The sequence below is a fragment of the Kitasatospora sp. NPDC092039 genome (assembly GCF_044756065.1).
Lineage (GTDB): Bacteria > Actinomycetota > Actinomycetes > Streptomycetales > Streptomycetaceae > Kitasatospora.
On the sequence record NZ_JBIVSD010000005.1, the window covers coordinates 252,281 to 272,752 of the forward strand.

Annotated in this window: 6 protein-coding genes; all 6 read left to right on the forward strand. The window is 76.6% G+C overall.

Annotated features, from left to right (window positions below; translation table 11 throughout):
- The first annotated feature begins 15 nt into the window (after nt 1–15).
- Nucleotides 16–1,035: a 2,3-diaminopropionate biosynthesis protein SbnA gene (gene sbnA / locus ACIQI7_RS13385; protein ID WP_401108527.1), complete on the forward strand. Its 1,020-nt coding sequence runs from the start codon at nt 16–18 to the stop codon at nt 1,033–1,035.
- On the forward strand, nt 1,029–2,030 hold the full coding sequence (gene sbnB, locus ACIQI7_RS13390; RefSeq protein ID WP_401108529.1) for a 2,3-diaminopropionate biosynthesis protein SbnB: 1,002 nt from the start codon (nt 1,029–1,031) through the stop codon (nt 2,028–2,030). Before sbnA ends, sbnB begins: the two co-directional genes overlap by 7 nt.
- Entirely contained in the window at nt 2,027–5,248 is a 3,222-nt protein-coding gene (locus tag ACIQI7_RS13395) for an amino acid adenylation domain-containing protein (protein WP_401108532.1), read from the forward strand. The genes sbnB and ACIQI7_RS13395 overlap by 4 nt, the downstream gene beginning before the upstream one ends.
- A 491-nt stretch (nt 5,249–5,739) precedes the next feature.
- Nucleotides 5,740–6,735, forward strand: a complete 996-nt coding sequence (locus tag ACIQI7_RS13400) for a TauD/TfdA family dioxygenase (RefSeq protein ID WP_401108535.1) — start codon at nt 5,740–5,742, stop codon at nt 6,733–6,735.
- Complete coding sequence (locus tag ACIQI7_RS13405) at nt 6,722–13,198, forward strand: amino acid adenylation domain-containing protein (RefSeq protein ID WP_401108538.1); 6,477 nt, start codon at nt 6,722–6,724, stop codon at nt 13,196–13,198. Before ACIQI7_RS13400 ends, ACIQI7_RS13405 begins: the two co-directional genes overlap by 14 nt.
- On the forward strand, nt 13,195–20,424 hold the full coding sequence (locus ACIQI7_RS13410; protein ID WP_401108541.1) for an amino acid adenylation domain-containing protein: 7,230 nt from the start codon (nt 13,195–13,197) through the stop codon (nt 20,422–20,424). The genes ACIQI7_RS13405 and ACIQI7_RS13410 overlap by 4 nt, the downstream gene beginning before the upstream one ends.
- The last annotated feature ends 48 nt before the right edge of the window (nt 20,425–20,472 follow it).

Consider the following 20,472-nt stretch of genomic DNA (forward strand, 5'->3'; position numbering starts at 1 on the left):
GCGCGCGGGCGTCCGGTGACGGCGCCCCCGGCCGTCGGGGTGGCCGGCGGCGTGCTGTCCACCGTCGGCGCCACCCCGCTGGTCGAACTCACCCGGATCTTCCCGGACAGCGGCTTCCGCACCTACGCCAAGCTGGAGTCGCACAACCCCGGCGGCAGCATCAAGGACCGCGCCGCGCTCAACATGCTCGTCGACCGGGTCCGCTCCGGCGCCCTCACCCCCGGCAAGTCCGTGGTGGTGGAGTCGAGTTCCGGCAACCTCGGGATCGGCCTGGCCCAGGTCTGCCGGTACTTCGGACTGCGCTTCGTCTGCGTGGTGGACGGCCGCACCAACCAGCAGAACATCGCCGTGATGCGGGCCCTGGGCGCCGAGGTCGAGGTGGTGACCGAGTGCGACCAGGACACCGGCGAGTACCTGCCGGTCCGGCTGCGCCGGGTGCGCGAGCTGGTCGCCGGGATCCCGCACGCCTACTGCCCGGACCAGTACGCCAACCCGCTGAACGCCGGGGCGCACCGGCAGACCATGCGGGAGATCGTCGACGAGCTGGACGGCCGGGTCGACTACCTCGTCTGCGCCACCAGCTCCTGCGGCACCCTGCGCGGCTGCGCCGAGTACGTGCGCGAACGCGGCCTGTCGACCCGGATCGTGGCCGTCGACGCGGTCGGCAGCGTGATCTTCGGCGGGACGGCCGGGCCCCGGCTGATCCCCGGCCACGGCGCCTCGGTGCGCCCCGCGCTCTTCGGCGCGGACCTGGCCGACGAGGTGGTGCACGTCGACGACCTGGACTGCCTGGTCGGCTGCCGCGCGCTGGCCCGTCGGGAGGCGATCCTGGCCGGCGGCTCCTCCGGCGCGGTGGTCAGCGCCCTGGACCGGATCCGCCCCCGGGTGCCGGCCGGGTCCGTCTGCGCCGTGGTCCTGCCCGACCGGGGCGAGCGCTACCTGGACACGATCTACAACGACGACTGGGCGGCCGCGCACTTCGGCGACGCCGCCGACCTGTGGAAGGACCCTTCGGTGGAGGTGGCAGCATGCTGATCCTGGGTGCCCGCGACGTACGACAGGCCCTCGACGGACGGGAGCGGGAGGTGCTCGCGGCCGTCCGCGAGGCCTACGTCCGGCACGCGCGGGGCGAGAGCGCGATCCCGCACTCGGTGTTCCTGCGCTTCCCCGAGGACGAGCGCAACCGGATCATCGGCCTGCCCGCCTACCTGGGCGGGGAACAGCCGGTGGCCGGGATGAAGTGGATCTCCTCCTTTCCCGGCAACCTGGAGCTGGGCCTGGAGCGCGCCTCGGCGGCGATCATCCTCAACTCGATGCGCACCGGGCACCCCGAGGCGCTGATCGAGGGGTCGCTGGTCTCGGCCCGGCGCACCGCCGCGAGCGCCGCGCTGGCCGCCGCCGCCCTGGCCGGGGAGCAGCCCGACACCGGGGCGGCCCTGATCGGCTGCGGCGTGATCAACTTCGAGGTGCTCCGCTTCCTCCGGGTGGTCCTGCCCGCCCTGGACACCGTCACCCTGTACGACCGGGACCGCGCCCGGGCAGAGGAGTTCGCCGCCCGCTGCGCGCGGGAGCAGCCGGGTCTGAAGACCGCCGTGGTGGACCGGCCCGAGGACGCGCTGGCCGCCCACCCGCTGGTCAGCCTCGCCACCACCGCCGCCGCCCCGCACCTGTCCACCGGGCCCTGCCGGCCCGGCACCCTGGTCCTGCACGTCTCACTGCGCGACCTGACGGTGGAGTCGGTGCTCTCGGCGGTCAACGTGGTGGACGACCCGGACCACGTGTGCCGGGCCGCGACCTCCCTTCACCTGGCCGAACAGGAGGCCGGCGACCGGGAGTTCATCACGGCCACGATCGGCGGCCTGCTCGCCGGGCCGGCCCCGGGGCCGCGCGACCCGCGGCGCACCACGGTGTTCTCCCCGTTCGGCCTGGGCATCCTCGACCTCGCGCTGGCCGACCTGGTGCGGCGCGGCGCCGAGGCCGGGGGCGGCGGCACCCGGCTGGACGACTTCCTGCCCGGCGGCGCGCCGTGACCGCCCGGCCCACCGTCCTGGCGCCGTCGGAGCTGTGGCGGTACCTGGCCGACGCGACCGGCCCCGACCGGCCGTACCCGCTGGAGCAGTGCGTCCACCAGCTGTTCGAGCGCCAGGCCCGGCTCACCCCCGACGCGGTCGCGCTGGTCTGCGAGGGCGTCGAGCTGGGCTACGCCCGGCTCAACGAGCGGGCCAACCGGCTGGCCCACCGGCTGCGGGCGGCCGGGGCCGGGCCGGAGGCCCTGGTCGGCGTCCGGCTGGAGCGGGGGATCGACCTGGTGGTGGCGCTCCTGGGGGTGCTCAAGTCGGGGGCCGGGTACGTGCCGCTCGACCCCGGGCACCCGCCGCTGCGCACCGCCGCGGTCCTGGCCGAGAGCGGTGCGGCCCTGCTGGTCACCGACGCCGGGGCGGCGCGGGCCGCCGAGCACGCCGGGGTGCGCCCGGTCGTCCCCGACGACGAGCCGGGCTGGCCCTCCCACGACCCGGACCCCGCGGCCGGGCCGGACCACCCGGCGTACGCGATCTTCACCTCCGGCTCGACCGGCCGTCCCAAGGGCGTCGTGGTGCCGCACCGGGGCGTGGTCAACCGGCTGCTGTGGATGCGCGACGACTGCGGCCTGGTCGGCGGCGGCCGGGTGCTGCAGAAGACGCCGGCCACCTTCGACGTGTCGGTCTGGGAGTTCTTCGGCCCGCTGGCGGTCGGCGGCACGCTCGTCCTGGCCCGCCCCGGCGGCCACCGGGACCCGGCCTACCTGCACCGGGTGCTGGCCGAGGAGCGGGTGGACACCGTGCACTTCGTCCCCTCGATGCTGCGGGAGTTCCTGGCCGACCTGCGGGCCCGCCGCACCCACGGCGGCCCGCCCGAACTGCCCGCCCTGCGCCGGATCGTGTGCAGCGGCGAGGCGCTCGGGCCGGACCTGGTCCGCGAGGTGCACGAGCTGCTGGACTGCGAACTGTTCAACCTGTACGGGCCCACCGAGGCGGCGGTGGACGTCACCGCCGAGCGCTGCCTGCCCGGCGCCCCGGTCACCATCGGCCGGGCGGTCGCCAACACCCGGACGTACGTCCTCGACCCCGACGGGATGCCCGTACCGCCCGGCACCGACGGCGAACTCTGCCTCGCCGGCGTCCAGTTGGCCCGGGGCTACCTCGGCCGGCCCGGCCTGACCGCCGCCTCCTTCCGGCCGGACCCGTACGGCCCGCCCGGCGCCCGGCTCTACCGCACCGGGGACCTGGCGCGCCGCCGGGTGGACGGGCGGATCGAGTACCTGGGCCGGCTCGACCACCAGGTGAAGATCCGCGGCCTGCGGATCGAACTCGGCGACGTGGAGGCCGCGCTGGCCTCCCACCCGCAGGTGCACGCCGCCGTGGTGGCCGCGCACCCCGCGGCCACCGGCGGCAGCCGGCTGGTCGGCTACCTGGTCGGCGTCGTCCCCGACGCACCCGACCTCACCGAGCTGCGCAAGCACCTGGGCGAACTGCTGCCCGACTACATGGTCCCCACCGCCTGGGTGCGGCTGCCCGAACTGCCGCTCACCGCGAGCGGCAAGACCGACCGCAAGGCGCTGCCCGCCCCCGACGACGGCCGCCCGGAGCTCGCCACCGCCTACCTGGCGCCGCGCACCCCGACCGAGCGGGCCCTGGTCGACGTCTGGGAGCAGGCCCTGGGGGTCGCCCCGATCGGCGTCCGGGACCGCTTCCTCGACCTGGGCGGCCAGTCCCTGATCGCGACCCGGATCTGCTCCCGGCTGCGGGCGCTGACCGGCGCCGCGCCCTCCCCCGCCGACCTGCTGGCCCGGCCCACCGTGGAGGAACTCGCGGCCCTGCTCGACGCGGCCGGACCGGCCGCCGCCACCGGGGCCGGCCGCACCGTCCCGCCGCGCCCGCCCGGCCCGGTGCCGCTCTCCTCCGAGCAGCACCGGCTCTGGTTCCTGGACCGGCTCACCCCCGGCAGCACCGAGTACACCATGTACGACGCGCACCGGCTGCGCGGCCGGGTCGACCCGGCCGCGCTGCACGAGGCGCTGCGGGCGACCGTCCGCCGGCACGCCGCGCTGCGCACCACCTTCGAGGCCGCCCGCGGGGTGCCGCGCCAGGTGGTGCACCAGGACCTGCCGGTCGTCCCGGAGCTGCTGGACCTCACCGGCGCCCCGCCCGGGGAGCGCGAGGAACGGGCCCGCCGGGCCGTCCGGGAGCAGGTGGCCCGGCCGTTCGCGCTGGACCGGGGCCCGCTGCTGCGCCTGGTCCTGCTCGCCCTGGGGCCCGAGGACCACGTGCTGCTGGCGGTGACCCACCACATCGTCTCCGACGACTGGTCGATGGGCGTGTTCTGGCGCGACCTGTCCGAGTGCTACCGGGCCGCGAGCGCCGGCCGCGCGCCCCGGCTGCCCGACCTGCCCGTCGACTACCCGGACTACGCGGCCTGGCAGCGCGCCGGAGCCGACGACGCGGACGGCGCCGAGGCGGACCTCGACCACTGGCTGCGCCACCTCCGGGCGCCGCTGCCCGTCCTGGAGCTGCCCGCCCCGGGGCCGCCCGGCGCCGACGCCCGGCCGCCGCTGCGCGGACGCCGGGACGCCGTCGTCGACTTCACCCTGGCCCCGGCCGTCACCGCCGCGCTCGACCGGACGGCCGGCGAGGCCGGCGCCACCCCGTTCATGGCGCTGCTGTCGTGCTTCTCCGCCGTGCTCACGGCGGCCGGCGGGACGGACGACCTGGTCGTGGCCACCTTCACCGCCAACCGGCCGGTCGCCGAACTCACCGACCTGGTCGGCCTGTTCGTCAACACCCTGGCGCTGCGCACCCCGGTCGGGCGGCGCGAGCCGTTCACCCAGGTGCTGGCCCGCACCCGGGCCACCGCGCTCGCCGCCTACCGCCACCAGGGCCTGCCCTTCGACCGCGTGGTGACGGCGCTGCGCCCGCCGCGCGACCCGAGCCGCAACCCGGTCGCCCAGGCCGGATTCCAGCTGCTGGGCCCGCTCACCGGCCGGGTCGACCTGCCCGGCGTCGTCGCCGAACCGTACGACCACGGGCAGGGCGGGCACCCCTTCGACGTGCTGGTCGACCTGCGCGAGAACGGCGGCGCCCTGGACGGCCGGCTGCACTACCCGGAGGGCCTGCTGACCGCGACGGCCGCCCGCGACCTGGCCACCGCGTTCACCGCCTTCGTCGCGGCCGCGGGCGAGCGCCCCGGCCTCCCCGTGGAGCGGCTCGGCTGACGGCACACCCACCGGCCCGACGGCGGCCGGGGCCCCCCCCCCCCGGGGGGGGCCCCCCCCCCGCGGGCGGGGGCCCCCCCCCCCCCCCGCCCCCCCCCCCGCCCCCCCCCCCGGCGGGGGCCCCCCCCGGGGGCCCCCCCGGGCCCCGGGGGGGGGGGGGGGGGGGGCGCCCCCCCCCCCCGCCCGGGGGGGGGGGGCCCCCCCCCCCCGGGGGGGGCCCCCGGCCGCCGTCGGCGTGCCCGCGCACCGGACCGCGGCCCCGGCACGGCACACCCTCCGGGAATGGGCCCGAAGCGGGAGGGCCCCGGGCGGGGGAGGGCCCGGGCGGAGGAGGCGGAAGAGAAGGACACGCAGCGGGCCCGGTGGAGGCGCTGCCGACAGGGCTGCCGGTAGTTCTCTCGCCGCACCCGGTCCGGCCCGAGAGGCTGAGGCGCATGACTGCGAACCCGTCACCCCTGTCCGTGACCGCGGACCCCTCGGGAGAGCGTGCCGTGGAGTCCGCCCTTCCCTTCGTCCTGTCGGCGGACGCGCCGGGTACCCCCGTGGCCGAGTACCTGCCCGCCGCCCGTCCTCTCCTGCGCCGGCGGCTCCTGGAGCACGGCGCGGTCCTGCTGCGCGGTTTCGACGTCGGCGGGGTCGACGGGTTCGCCGGCGTGGTCGCGGCGGTGTCCGGCGAGCCCCTGGCCTACACCGAGCGCTCCTCGCCCCGCAGCACCATCAAGGGCCGGGTGTACACCTCCACCGACTACCCGCCGGCCGAGGAGATCTTCCTCCACAACGAGAACTCCTACCAGGCCGCCTGGCCCCGGACGCTGTTCTTCCACTGCGTGCGGCCGCCGGAGACGCTCGGTTCGACCCCGCTCGCCGACGTCCGCCGGGTCCACGCGGCGATCGACCCGGCGGTGCGCGAGGAGTTCGCGGCCCGCGGCTGGATGGTGGTGCGCAACTTCACCGAGGGCTTCGGGGTGGCCTGGCAGCAGGCCTTCGGCACCGAGGACCGGGCCGAGGTGGAACGGTACTGCGTCCGCAACGGCATGACCGCCGAGTGGACCGCGACCGGCCTGCGGACCCGGGCCCGGCGGGAGGCCGTGCACCGGCACCCGGAGACCGGTGAGCGGGTCTGGTTCAACCACCTCGCCTTCTTCCACGTCACCACGCTGGGGCCGGAGGTCTGCGACGGCCTGCGGGAGATGTACGGCGAGGCCGGCCTGCCCACCAACACCTACTACGGCGACGGCGCACCGGTGCCCGACGAGGTGGTCGCCCACCTGCGGGACTGCTACCGCGCGGAGCAGCGCCGCTTCGACTGGCAGCTCGACGACGTGCTGGTGGTCGACAACATGCTGGCGGCGCACGGCCGCGAGCCCTTCACCGGACCGCGGCGGATCGCCGTGGCCATGGCCGAGCCCTGGTCCGCGGCCGACGCCGCCCAGGCCCGCGCCGCCCGTACCGACTCGCCCGGGGAGGCGTCCGATGGCACCCGATGAGACCGGCTCCCCGCTCTCCTTCGCCCAGGAGCAGCTGTGGTTCGTCGACCAGCTGCGCTCGGGCGCCTCGACCGAGTACCTGCTGCACGAGACGATCCGGCTGCGCGGCCCGCTGGACGAGGCCGCGCTGACGGCCGCGCTGACCGAGGTCGCCGCCCGGCACGAGATCCTGCGCACCCGGTACGCCGCGGTGGACGGCGCCGGCTCCCAGCTCGTCGACGACCCGTCCCCGGTCGAGCCCCGCCGGGTGGACCTGACCGGCCTGCCGGCGGCCGAACAGCGGGACCGGCTGCGGGAGCTGAGCGCCACCGAACGGCGGACCCCGATCGACCTGCGCGCCGCGGCGCCCTGGCGGCTGACCCTGGTGCGGCTCGGCGAAGCCGACGCGGCCCTGCTGGTGACCGTCCACCACATCGCCTTCGACGCCGGCTCCTGGGTCCTGCTCGCCCGTGAACTCGACGCCCTGTACGGCGCGTTCCGGGCCGGCGAGCCCTCCCCGCTGGAGCCGCCGGCCCTGCAGTACGCGGACTACGCCGAGTGGGAGCGGGAGCGCTGGGACGCCGACGCCGAGCGGATGGAGCGCCGCCGCGGCTACTGGCGCGAGCGGCTCGCCGGGCTGGAGCCGCTGGACCTGCCCGCCGACCGGCACCGGCCGGCGCGGTGGGACGCGGCCGGCGCCGACGTCACCTTCACCGTGCCCGCCGAGTGCGCCGCCAGGCTCACCGAGCTCGGCCGCGACCACGGCGCCACCCCGTTCATGGTGTACCTCGCCGCCTACCAGCTGCTGCTGGCCCGGCACGCGGGCCGCGAGGACGTGGCCGTCGGGGTGTCGGTCTCCCGCCGCGACCAGCCCGAGCTGGAACAGCTGCTCGGCATGTTCCTCAACACCGTGGTACTGCGTACCGACCTGTCCGGCTCGCCGAGCTTCCACCAGCTGCTCGGCCGGGTCCGGGAGGGCGTCCTGGACGCCTACGACCACCAGGACGTGCCCTTCGACCGGGTGGTGGCGGACCTCGCCCCCGAGCGCGACCAGTCCCGCAACCCGGTCTTCCAGGCCGCCTTCGCCCTGCACACCACCGACGCCCAGCCGTTCCGGCTCGCCGGCCTGGACGTCGACCTCGTCCCGGCGACCGTCACCACCTCCCCCTTCGACCTCTCGCTGCACCTCTCCGAGGAGGCGGACGGCTCGCTCAGCGGGCGCCTCTTCTACCCCACCGCCCTGTTCGACGCCGACCGGATCGAGCGGATGGCCGGCCACCTGCTGCGGCTGCTGACCGAACTGGCCGAGCACCCGGACACCCCCGTGCAGCGGCTGGAGCTGCTCACCGAGGACGAGTCCCGGGCGCTCCGGGCCTGGAACCGCACCGAGGCCGGCCCCGACCGGCTGTGGTCGGGCCCGTCCCTGCCCGAGCTCTTCCTCGCCCGGGCGGAGGCCACCCCGGACGCGGTGGCCGTGGTGGCCGGCCCGCTGGAGCTGACGTACGCCGAACTCGCCGACCGGACAAGGCGGCTGGCCCACCGGCTGCGCGGGCTCGGGGTCACCCCGGAGACCCCGGTCGGGGTCGCCCTGCACCGGGGCGCCGACCTGGTCACCGCGCTGCTCGCGGTGCTCACCGCGGGCGGGGTGTACGTGCCCCTCGCCCCCGACCACCCCGCCGACCGGCTCGCCTACCTGGTCGAGGACGCCGGGGTCGGCCTGGTTCTCACCGAGGAGTCGCTGCGCGACCGGCTGCCCGACGGGCCCCGGCTGGTGCTGCTGGACGGCGACGGGCCCGAGCCCGCGGAAGCCCTCGCGGCACCCGTGCCCGTCGACCCCGCGGGCGCCGCGTACGTGATGTACACCTCCGGCTCGACCGGCCGCCCCAAGGGCGTGGTGGTGCCGCACGCGGCCATCCGCAACCGGGTGCTCTGGTCGGTCGAGCACCTGGATCTCGGTCCCGGCGAGCGGCTGCTGCAGAAGACCACGATCGGCTTCGACGCCGCCGTCTGGGAGTTCCTCTCCCCGCTGGTGAGCGGCGCGACCGTGGTGACGGCCCCGGCCGACGCCCACCGCGACCCGGCCGTGATGGCCCGGGCCGCCGCCGAACACGGCGTCACCGTGCTGCAGCTCGTCCCCTCGGTGCTGCGGCTGCTGCTCGCCGAGCCCGGCCTGGCCGACTGCACCGCGCTGCGCGTGGTCTGCTCCGCCGGGGAGCCGCTGCCCGCCGACCTCTGCGAGCGGCTGCGCGCCCTGCTCGACGTCCGGGTGGTCAACACCTACGGCCCGACCGAGTGCGCGATCGACTCCACCGCCTGGCCGCACGACGGCTCCCAGCGGGACGGCATCGTCCCGATCGGCCACCCGCTCACCGGGGCCCGGGTCCACGTGGTCGACGCCCAGGACCGGCTGGTGCCGGTCGGCGTGCCCGGCGAGCTGTGCGTGGCCGGCGTCGGCCTGGCCCGCGGCTACCTCGGCCGGCCCGGCCTCACCGCGGAGCGCTTCGCGCCCAACCCGTACCCGCTGACCCCCGGCGAGCGCTGGTACCGCACCGGGGACCTGGTCCGCCGCCGGGCGGACGGGGCGCTGGAGTTCCTGGCCCGGCTGGACGAGCAGGTCAAGGTCCGCGGGGTGCGGATCGAGCCCGGGGAGATCGAGGCGGCGCTCGCCCTGCACCCGGCCGTCCGGGCCGCCGCGGTGGCCGCCCACCGGTCGGCCGCCGGGGACCTGGAGCTGACCGCCTACGTGGTGCCCGCCCCCGGCGCGGCCGCCACCGCCGAGGAGCTGCGCGCCCACCTGGCCGCCCGGCTGCCGGAGGCCATGGTGCCCTCCGCCGTCCTGGAACTGGACGAACTGCCGCTCACCCCCAGCGGCAAGGTCGACCGCAAGCTGCTGCCCTCGCGCGAGGGCCGGCAGCGCGACGCGAGCCGCCCCTGGACCGCGCCGCGCACCGCCACCGAGCGGGCCGTCGCCGAGGCGATGGCCGAGGTGCTGGAGGTGGACCGGGTCGGCGCCGAGGACGACTTCTTCGCCCTCGGCGGCCACTCGCTGGTGGCGATCCGGATGGTCCTGCGGCTGCGCCGGGCGCTCGGCGTCGACCTGACCGTCGGTGACCTGTTCGGCGCCCGCACCGTCGCCGCGCTGGCCGCCCGGGTCGACGCGGCCGGCGCCACCGCCGCCGACGGGCCCGCCATCCGGCCGGTGCCCCGCACCGGCGGGCTGCCGCTCTCCTTCGGCCAGCAGCGGCTCTGGTTCCTCGACCAGTTGGAGCCCGGCAGCGACGAGTACCTCGTCCCGCTCGCCGTGCGGCTGCGCGGCCCGCTGGACGTCGACGCGCTGCGCGGCGCGATGGACGCCGTCGCCGCCCGGCACGAGGTGCTGCGCACCCACTACCTGCCCCACGACGGCGACCCCCGCCAGGTGATCGACCCGCCGGGCCCGGTGCCGTTCTGGCTGGTCGACCTCGCCGCCACCCCCGACGCCGAGGCGCAGGCGCACGAGCTGGTGGCCAAGGCCGGCAGCCGCCCGTTCGACCTGGCGGCCGAGTGGCCGGTGCGCGTCACCGTCGTGCGCATCGCCCCCGACGACCACCTGCTGGCCCTGACCCTGCACCACATCGTCTGCGACGGCTGGTCGACCGGCCTACTGCTCGCCGACCTCGACAAGGCCTACCGCGCGCTCGCGGCGGGCGAGCCCTCGCCGTTGGCCGCGCAGCCGGTGCACTACGCGGACTTCGCGGTCTGGCAGCGCGAGCGGGAGGAGGCCGGCGAGCTCGCCGGACAGCTCGACCACTGGCGGGAGCGGCTGGCGGGCCTGGTGCCCGTCGAACTGCCCACCGACCGGCTGCGGGCCGCCGTCCGGGACACCCGGGGCGCCACCTTCGACACCACCGTGCCGGCCGGGCTCGGCCGCGAGCTGACCGAGCTGGCCCGCCGCAGCGGAGTGACGCCGTTCGTCCTGCTGCTGACCGCCTTCCAGCTGCTCCTGGGCCGCCACACCGGGCGGGAGGACGTCGCGGTCGGCACCCCCGTCGCCGGGCGGACCAGGCCCGAGACCGAGGACCTGGTCGGGTTCTTCACCAACACCCTGGTGATCCGCACCGACCTGGCCGGCGATCCGCGGTTCACCGACCTCCTGCAGCAGGTCCACCGGTCCTCCGCCGACGCGCTCGCCCACCAGGACGTGCCGTTCGAGCACCTGGTCGACGCCCTGCGGCCGGACCGCGACCTCTCCCGCAACCCGCTGTTCCAGGTGATGTTCGAGCTCCAGCACGCCGACGACCTGCCCACCGCCCTCGGCGGGGCCGCGGCCGAGTGGATCGACGCCGGGCCCTCCGTCGCCAAGTTCGACCTCACGGTGACGGTCACCCAGCACGAGGACGGCCTGCTGCGAGTCTGGTTCGAGTACGCCACCGCCCTGTTCGACCGGGCCACCATGGACCGCCTCGCCGGGCACTACCTGACCCTGCTGCACGCCGTCGCCGCCGCCCCCGACGCCCGGATCGGCGACCTCGGACTGCTCACCGCGCAGGAGCGCCACCAGCTGCTCGAACGGTGGCCGGACCCGGACGGCCACCGCACCGCCGCCCTCGACCCGGCCGAGGAGCACGGGCTGTGCGTGCCGCAGCTGATCGAGCGCGCGGCCCGCCGCACCCCCGGAGCCGTCGCGCTGATCGCCGGGCAGGAGCGGATCGACTACGCCGAGCTGAACGCCCGGGCCAACCGCCTCGCGCACCGGCTGCGCCGGCTCGGCGTCGGGCCGGAGACGGTGGTCGCCTCCTGCCTGGAGCGCAGCGTGGCCGCCGTGGTCACCCTGGTGGCCGTGCTCAAGGCGGGCGGCGTGTACGTCCCCCTCGATCCCCGGCACCCGGCCGAGCGGCTGGCCTTCATGCTCGACGACGCGGGCGCCGACCTGGTGGTCACCACCACCGAGTTCGCCGACCGCACGGCCGGCGGCCGGCACCGGACCGTCCTGGTCGACGACAAGCCCGGGCCGGACGGCGGGCGGACCGAGCCGGCCCACGCCGCCGGCCCGGACGCCGGCGCCGACCCGGTGCCGCTGGCCGGGCCCGGCAACCTCGCCTACGTCATCTACACCTCGGGCTCGACCGGCCGCCCCAAGGGCGTGATGATCGAGCACCGCTCCTACGCCCACCACTGCCGGGTGATCGCCGACGCCTACGGCATCGCCCCGGGCGAGCGGGTCGTCCTGCTCTCCGCGCTCACCTTCGACGTCGCGATGGACCAGATCGCGGCCACCCTGGTCGCGGGCGCCACCATCGTGGTCGGCGACCCGGTCTTCTGGACGCCGGCCGAACTGCCCGCCCGGCTCGCCGAGTACGGCGTGACCGTCCTCGAGATCACCCCCGCCTACTACCGGGCCGTGCTGGACTCCCCCGACCTCGGCCGGCTGACCGCGCTCAAGCTGATGAACGTCGGCAGCGACGTCGTCACCGTCGACGACGCCCGCCGCTGGGCGGACACCGGCCTGCCCGGCCGCTTCCTGTGCAACTACGGGCCCACCGAGGCCACCGTCACCTGCCTGCTGCACCCGGTGGACGCCGCCGAGGAAGCCGGCCGGCAGGCCTCCGCCGCGCTGCCGATCGGCCGGCCGGTGGCCGGCACCCGGGCCCACGTCCTGGACGCCGACCTGCGGCCCGTCCCGGTCGGGGTGGCCGGTGAACTCTGCCTCGGCGGGGTGCGCCTGGCCCGCGGCTACCACCGCCGGCCCGGCCTGACCGCCGACCGCTTCGTCCCCGACCCGCTCGCCACCGAGCCGGGGCAGCGGCTCTACCGCACCGGCGACCTGGTCCGGCGCCGCCCGGACGGTGCCATCGAGTTCCTCGGCCGGATCGACCGCCAGGTCAAACTGCGCGGCCTGCGGATCGAGCTCGGCGAGATCGAGGCGGCGCTGGCCCGGCACCCCGCGGTGCGGGAGGCCGTGGTCGTCGCGGCGCACACCGCGCCCGGCGAGCGGCAGCTGGTCGCCTACCTCGTCGCCAGGCCCGGCGCGGAGGTCCCGCCGGTCGCCGACCTGCGCGCCCACCTGCGCGACCTGCTGCCCGAGTACATGATCCCCGCGCGCTGGACCCCGCTGGCGGAGTTCCCGATGACCTCCAGCGGCAAGGTCGACCGCAAGGCCCTGCCGGACCCCGCCCCGGCCGGCGCCGACCGGACGGCCGACCGCCTGCCCCCGGAAGGCCCGGTGCAGGAGGCCCTCGCGGCCATCTGGTCCGAGGTCCTCGGCCTGCCCGGGGTCGGCGCCCAGGACGACTTCTTCGCCCTCGGCGGCCACTCCCTGCTCGCCACCCGGGTGCTCGCCGCCCTGCGGGAGGCCTTCGCGGTCGACCTGCCGCTGCGCCGGCTGTTCGAGGCCACCACGGTGGCCGCCCTGGCCCAGGCGGTGGAGGAGGCCGTCGAGGCCGACATCGACCGGCTGACCGATGACGAGATCGAGGACCTCCTGTCCCGGAAGGGTGTTCTGTGAGCGAGTCCGTTGACCGCGCCGCCCGGCGCGCCGAGCTGCTGCGCCGCCGGCTGGAGGGCGGGGCCGCGCCCCGCCCGGCCGACGCCATCGGCCGGGCCCCCCGCACCGGCCCCCTGCCGCTCTCCTCCGCCCAGCGCCGGCTCTGGATCCTGGACCGGATGCGGCCCGGCGGCACCGAGTACCTGATGACCACCGCCCTGCGCCTGCGCGGCCCCCTGGACCGCCGGGCCCTGCACGCCGCGCTGGACGCCCTGCCGGCCCGGCACGAGGTGCTGCGCACCCGCTACCCGGTGATCGGGGACGAACCCGTCCAGCTGGTCGACGACCCGGCCCCGGTGGAGCTCGACGAACTGGACCTGAGCGGGCTGGACCGCACCGCCGCCGAGGCCCGGATCGACGCCCTGACCAGTTCCGAGCGCCGCCCGGTCGACCTCGCCACCGGCCCGGTGCTGCGCGCCGCCCTGGCCCGGCTCGCCGAGGACGAGCACGCCCTGCTGCTGACCTTCCACCACATCGCGGCCGACGGCTGGTCGGAGGACCTGCTGGTCACCGAGTTCACCGCCCGCTACGCCGCGGCCTCCACCGGCGCCCCGGAGGCGAGCGCGGGAGTCGCGCCCCTCCAGTACGCGGACTACGCGGTCTGGCAGCGGGAGCGGCTCGCCGCCGAGCCGTCCGAGCGGCACCTGGCCTTCTGGCGCGAGCGGCTCGCCGGTCTCGCCCCGCTGGAACTGCCCACCGACCGGCCCCGGCCGCCGGTCTGGGACCCGGCCGGCGCCCAGGTGCCGGTGGCCGTCCCGGCGGACGTCGCCGGCAGGCTCTCCGCGCTGGCCCGGGAGCACGGCGCCACCCCGTTCATGGCCCTGCAGGCCGCCTACGCCGTGCTGCTCGGCCGTTGGAGCGGGCAGCGGGACGTGGCCGTCGGCACCCCGGTGGCGGGCCGGGACCGCACCGAACTCCAGTCCATGGTGGGCCTGTTCCTCAACACCCTGGTCCTGCGGACGGACCTGTCCGGTGCCCCGTCCTTCACCGGGCTGCTGCGCCGGGTGCGCGAGGGCGCGATGGACGCCTACGCCCACCAGGAGCTCCCGTTCGAGCTGCTGGTGGACGAGCTGGTCCCGGAGCGCGACCCGTCCCGCAACCCGCTGTTCACCACGATGCTGCTGTGGGAGGACGCGTCGACCGCCGCCGACGTGCCGGCCGGCGCACTGACCGTCGGCCGCCTGCCGGTCGGCGAGAGCAGCGCCAAGGTGGACCTCACCCTGGGCCTCACCGAGCAGCCGGACGGCTCGCTGGCCGGCGGGATCACCTACGCCTCCGCCCTGTTCGACCGCGCCACCGTCGAACGCTTCGCCGCCCAGCTGGCCGAGCTGCTGGCGAGCGCCGTCGCCGCGCCGGAGCTGCCCGTCGACGCCCTGGAGGTGCTGCCCGCGGCCGAGCGCACCCTGCTGCTGGAGACCTGGAACGACACCGCCCGCGACTACCCCACCGGGACCCTCACCGCCCTGGTCGAGGGCCGGGCCCACCGCGCGCCGGACGCCCCCGCCCTGCGCGACCAGGGCGTCACCGTGTCCTACGCGGAGCTGAACACCCGGGCCAACCGGCTGGCGCACCGGCTGCGCGCCCTCGGCGTGGGCCCGGAGTCCGTGGTCGGGGTGCGGCTGCACCGCGGCGCCGAGCTGGTGGTGGCGCTGCTCGCCGTGCTCAAGGCGGGCGGCGCCTACCTGCCGCTCGACCCGGACTACCCGGCCGAGCGGCTGGCCTTCATGCTGGCCGACTCGGGCGCCCGGGTGGTGATCGGCCACGCCGGCGACCCGGCCGGGGCTCCGGGGGCCGACGGCGACGCGGTCCTGGTCGACGTCGCCGAGGACCTGTCCGGCCTCCCCGCCGACGACCCTGCCCCGCTCGCCGGGCCGGCCCACCCGGCGTACGTCATCTACACCTCCGGCTCCACCGGCCGCCCCAAGGGCGTCGTGGTGGAGCACCGGGCGATCGTCAACCGGCTGCACTGGATGCAGGAGGCCTACCGGCTGGGCTCCGACGACCGGGTCCTGCACAAGACGCCGACCAGCTTCGACGTCTCGGTGTGGGAGCTGTTCTGGCCGCTGGTCACCGGGGCGACCATGGTGCTCGCCAAACCCGGCGGCCACCGGGACCCGGCCCACCTCGCCGAACTGGTCGCCGCGGAGCGGGTGACCACCGTGCACTTCGTGCCGTCCATGCTGCGCGAGTTCCTCGCCGCGGACCTGCCCGACCTGCCCGACCTGCGCCGGATGGTCTGCAGCGGCGAGGCCCTGCCGAGCGAGCTCGCCGAGGCGGTGCACCGGCGGATCGGCTGCGAGCTGCACAACCTGTACGGCCCGACCGAGGCCGCGGTGGACGTCACCGCCCTGCGCTGCCTGCCGGGCGAGCCGGTCACCATCGGCCGGCCGATCGCCAACACCCGCACCTACGTGGTGGACGCCGGGCTGCGGCCGGTGCCGATCGGCGTGGCCGGCGAACTGCTGCTCGGCGGTGTGCAGTTGGCCCGCGGCTACCTGGCCAGGCCGGGTCTGACCGCGGAGCGCTTCGTCCCCTCCCCGTTCGCCACCGCCCCCGGCGAGCGGCTCTACCGCACCGGCGACCTCGCCCGGCTGCGGCCCGACGGCGCGATCGAGTACCTCGGCCGGCTCGACGACCAGGTGAAGATCCGCGGCCAGCGGGTCGAGCCCGGCGAGATCGAGGCGGCCCTGGCCTCCGCGCCGGGCGTGGCCGCGGCGGCCGTCACAGTCCACGACGGCCGGCTGGTCGCCCACCTCGCCCCGCGCACGGTGGACGCGGCCGCGGTGCGCGCGCACCTGCACGACCGGCTGCCCGCCCAGCTGCACCCGGCCCACTGGCTGCTGCACGACGCCCTGCCGCTCACCCCCAGCGGCAAGACCGACCGCCGGGCGCTGCCCGCCCCCGACGGCAGCCGCTCCGCGCTGGCCGGGGAGTACGTCGCACCCCGGGACGCCCTGGAACGGACCCTCGCCGAGGCGTTCGCCGACGCCCTGGGCCTGGACAAGGTCGGCGTCCTGGACGGCTTCTTCCAGCTCGGCGGCGACTCCATGCGCGCCATCCGGGCGGTCGGCGCCCTGCGCGCCCGGGGCGTCCCCCTGGAGGTGCAGGACGTCTTCACCCGGCAGACCGTGGCCGGCCTCGCCGAGGCGGTGGCCGCGCACGTCGGGGAGGAGGACCGGGAGCCCCGGGACACCCTCGTCCGGCCGTTCGAGCTGCTCGCCGACGCCGACCGCGAGCGGCTGCCGGAGGGCCTGGTCGACGCCTACCCGATGGGCCAGGTCCAGGTCGGCATGGTCTTCGAGATGCTGGCCGACCCCGAGCGCAACACCTACCAGAACGTCAGCACCTTCCAGGTCGTCGACGACGGCCCGTTCTCCGAGCCGGCCCTCCGGGAGGCGGTGCGGCGGGTGGTCGCCCGCCACGAGATCCTGCGCACCTCCTTCGACCTCTCCGGTTACTCCGAGCCGCTCCAACTGGTACACCCGGCCGACGCCGTCGAGGCGCCCGTCACCGTGCACGACCTGCGCGACCTGACCCCCGAACAGCAGCGCGAGGAGGTCCGGCGGTTCCGCGCCGAGGCCCAGCGCACGCCCTTCGACGTGAAACGGGCCCCCCTGCTGCGCTACCACGTCCACCGCACCGGCGACCGGGAGTGGCTGCTCACCCACGTGGAGTGCCACGCCATCCTGGACGGCTGGAGCCACCACTCGGTCATCGCCGAACTGCGGGCCTCCTACCGGGACCTGCGCGACGACCCGGGTACCCCGCCGGCCACGGCACCCGAGGTGCGCTACGCCGACTTCATCGCGCTGGAGCGCCGGGCGCTGCGGTCCGCGCAGGACGCCGCGTTCTGGCGCCGGCGGATCACCGGCTTCGAACGGCTCCGGCTGCCCGCCGACACCGCGCCCGAGGAGGCGGCGCTGCCCGCCGCCGAGGTGCGGCTGTCCTGGGCGCACCTGGAGCCCGACCTGCGCCGCCTGGCCGCCGCGTCCGGGGTCTCCCTCAAGAGCGTGCTGTACACCGCGCACCTGACGGTGCTCGGACTGCTCAGCGGCCAGCGCCGCTTCTTCGCCGGGGCGGTGACCAACGGCCGGCCCGAACTGGCCGACGGCGACCAGGTGCGCGGCATGTACCTCAACACCGTGCCGTTCGCCGTCGACCTGCGGGCCGCGAGCTGGCGGGAGCTGGTCGGCTCGGTCTTCGCGGAGGAGCTGGCGCTGTGGCCGCACCGCCGCTACCCGCTGCCCGCCATGCAGCAGTCCTTCGGCGACGGCTCCCCGCTGGTCGAGGTCGTCTTCGGCTACCTGGACTTCCACGTGCTGGACGACCACGCCGAGGACATCGGCGACGTGACCGACGACAGCCCGAACGAGTTCACCTTCGACGTCTGGACCTTCCCCGGCGAGCTGCGGATGACCTGCCGCCCGGGCTGGCTGGGCCGGGACCGGCTGGCGGCCGCCGCCGAGACCTTCCTGGGCGTGCTCACCGCGATGGTGACGGACCCGGAGGGCGACCCCCGGACCTTCCGGGCCCCCGCCCTGGAGCGGCCGACCGCCGAGCCCCGGACCGCCCGGCCGCTGCCCGAGGTGACCGTGCCCCGGCTGATCGACGAGCGCTCCGACCCCGGAGCCGTCGCCCTGGAGGACGGCGAGCAGCAGCTGACCTACCGTGAGCTCCAGGAGCGGTCCGACCGTCTCGCCCACCTGCTGCGCTCGCTCGGCGTCGGACCGGACGTCCCGGTCGCGGTCTGCCTGGAGCGCGGCATCGAGGCCGTCGTCACGATGCTCGGCGTCCTGAAGGCCGGCGGGTACTACCTCTGCCTGGACCCGGCGTACCCGGACGCCCGCATCGAGTTCGTCCTGACCGACGCCGGAACCACCGTGCTGGCCACCACCGCCCGCCACGCCGGCCGCTTCGCCGACCGCCCGGGCCTGCGGACAGTCGTGCTGGACCCGGAGTGGACGGCGCTGGACGGCCAGCCGGAGGGCCGGCCCGAGGTGCCGCTCTCCCCCGACCACCTCGCGTACACCACCTACACCTCCGGTTCGACCGGACGGCCGAAGGGGGTCCAGATCACCCACCGGGCAGTGGTGCGGCTGGTCCACGACGCCGACTACGCCGACCTCGGCCCGGACGAGGTGCTGCTGCAGCACGCCCCGCTCGCGTTCGACGCCTCGACCTTCGAGGTCTGGGGAGCGCTGTGCAACGGCGCCCGCCTCGCCGTCAGCCCGCCCGGCGCCGCCGACGCGGACGGACTGGCCGAGGTGCTGCGGCGGCACGGGGTGACCAGCCTGTTCCTGACCACCGGCCTCTTCAACCACGTGGTCGAGGCCCGGCCCGAGGCGCTCGCCGGCCTGCGCAACCTGCTCACCGGCGGCGACGCCCTCTCGCCCTCCCACGTCCGCACCGCCCTCGCCCACGGCGCGCCGGTGGGCAACGTCTACGGGCCCACCGAGTGCACCACCTTCAGCACCGTCCGGCGCGGCCTGACCGCGGCCGACGCCGAACGCGCGCTGCCGATCGGCAGGCCGATCACCGACACCGTCGCCGCCGTGGTCGACGAGGAGCTGAACCCGGTGCCCTTCGGGGTGGTCGGCGAACTGCTGCTCGGCGGTCCCGGTCTCGCCCGGGGCTACCTGGGCCGACCGGACCTGACGGCCGAGGCCTTCGTCCCCGACCCGACCGGGGCCCGGCCCGGGGCGCGGATGTACCGCACCGGGGACCTCGTGCGGCGCGACCCCGACGGCACCCTGCACTTCATCGGCCGCCGCGACCACCAGGTGAAGATCCGCGGGCACCGCGTCGAACTCGGCGAGGTGGAGGCCGCCCTCGGCGAGCTCCCGGGGGTCCGGGCGGTGGCGGCCTCCGCCCGGCCGGGAGCGGACGGGAACCGGAACCTGGTCGGCTACCTCGTCCCGGAGCCCGACGCGACCGACGCCGCCGGCGGCCTCGACCCCGTCGCGCTGCGCGCCCTGCTGCGGCAGCGGGTCCCGGACTTCCTGGTCCCCTCGGCCTGGGTGGTCCTCGACGCCCTGCCGCTCACCGCCAACGGCAAGCTCGACCGGGCCGCGCTGCCGGAGCCCTCCGGCGCCGTCGCGGCCGAGGGGTCCGTCGCTCCGCGCACCCCGACCGAGCGGGCCGTCGCGGAGGTCTGGGCCGAAGTGCTGGGCCTGCCGGAGGTCGGGGTCCACGACGACTTCTACGCCCTCGGCGGGCACTCGCTGGCGATCCTGCGGATCACCGCCCTGCTGCGCGAGCGGCACGGCGTCGAGCTGACCGTGCGGTCCTTCACCGAGCACCACACGGTGGCCGGGCTGGCCGCCGCGGCCGGCGGGGACGGCTCGCAGGCGCTGCTGTGGCTGCGGCGCACCGGCAGCCGGCCGGTCCTGGTCTGCGTCCACCCCGGCGGGGGCAGCGCCCACTGGTACCGGCCGCTGGTCGAGCACCTCGACCCCGACCAGCCGGTCCTCGCCTTCGCCTGGCCGGGTCTGCAGGCCGCCACCGGGCCGGCGCCCTCGACGGAGCGGATGGCCGAGCGCTACCTCGCCGAACTGCGGGCCGCCGTGCCGCACGGGCCGTACCGGGTGTTCGGCTGGTGCGGCGGCAGCGGCATCGCCAGCGAGCTGGCGCACCGGCTGACCGCCGAGGGCGAGGAGGTCGTCCTGCTGCTGCTCGACCCCGGTCTGGACAGCCACGACAGCCCGCAGCTGTGGCGGGAGTTCCGGCTGATCGAGAGCTGTGTCGAGAAGCTGGAGGCACTCGCCGCCGCCCCGCCGGAGCAGGACACCTCGGAGCTGCGGCGCGAGACCCTGGAACTGCTCGACCACATCGTCGACGACGTCGACCCGGAGACCGGCATCGTGCTGCCCGAGCACGGGGCCGACGAGGTGTGGCTGCCGTCCGCCCGGATCTGGCGCGAGGTCATGGAGATGTGCCTCACCTACCGCCACCGCCGGTACGCCGGGGGGCTGCATCTGATCGCCAGCGACGAGCTCGCCCAGGGGCGCCACGAGGTGGCCTACGGCACCGAGTTCGCCGACTACCTGGCGCGCTGGCGGGAGCTGGCGGCCGGCGAGGTGACCGTGCACCGGATGGCGGGCGACCACTTCGGGGTGGTGAAGCCGCCCCTGGTCGGCGAGCTGGCGGCGGTGATCGAGCGGGTGATCGCCCCGGACGCCCGGGAGTGACCGGCGGCCGGGCCGGTGGGGCGCCGGGGACGGCGGCCCCACCGGCCC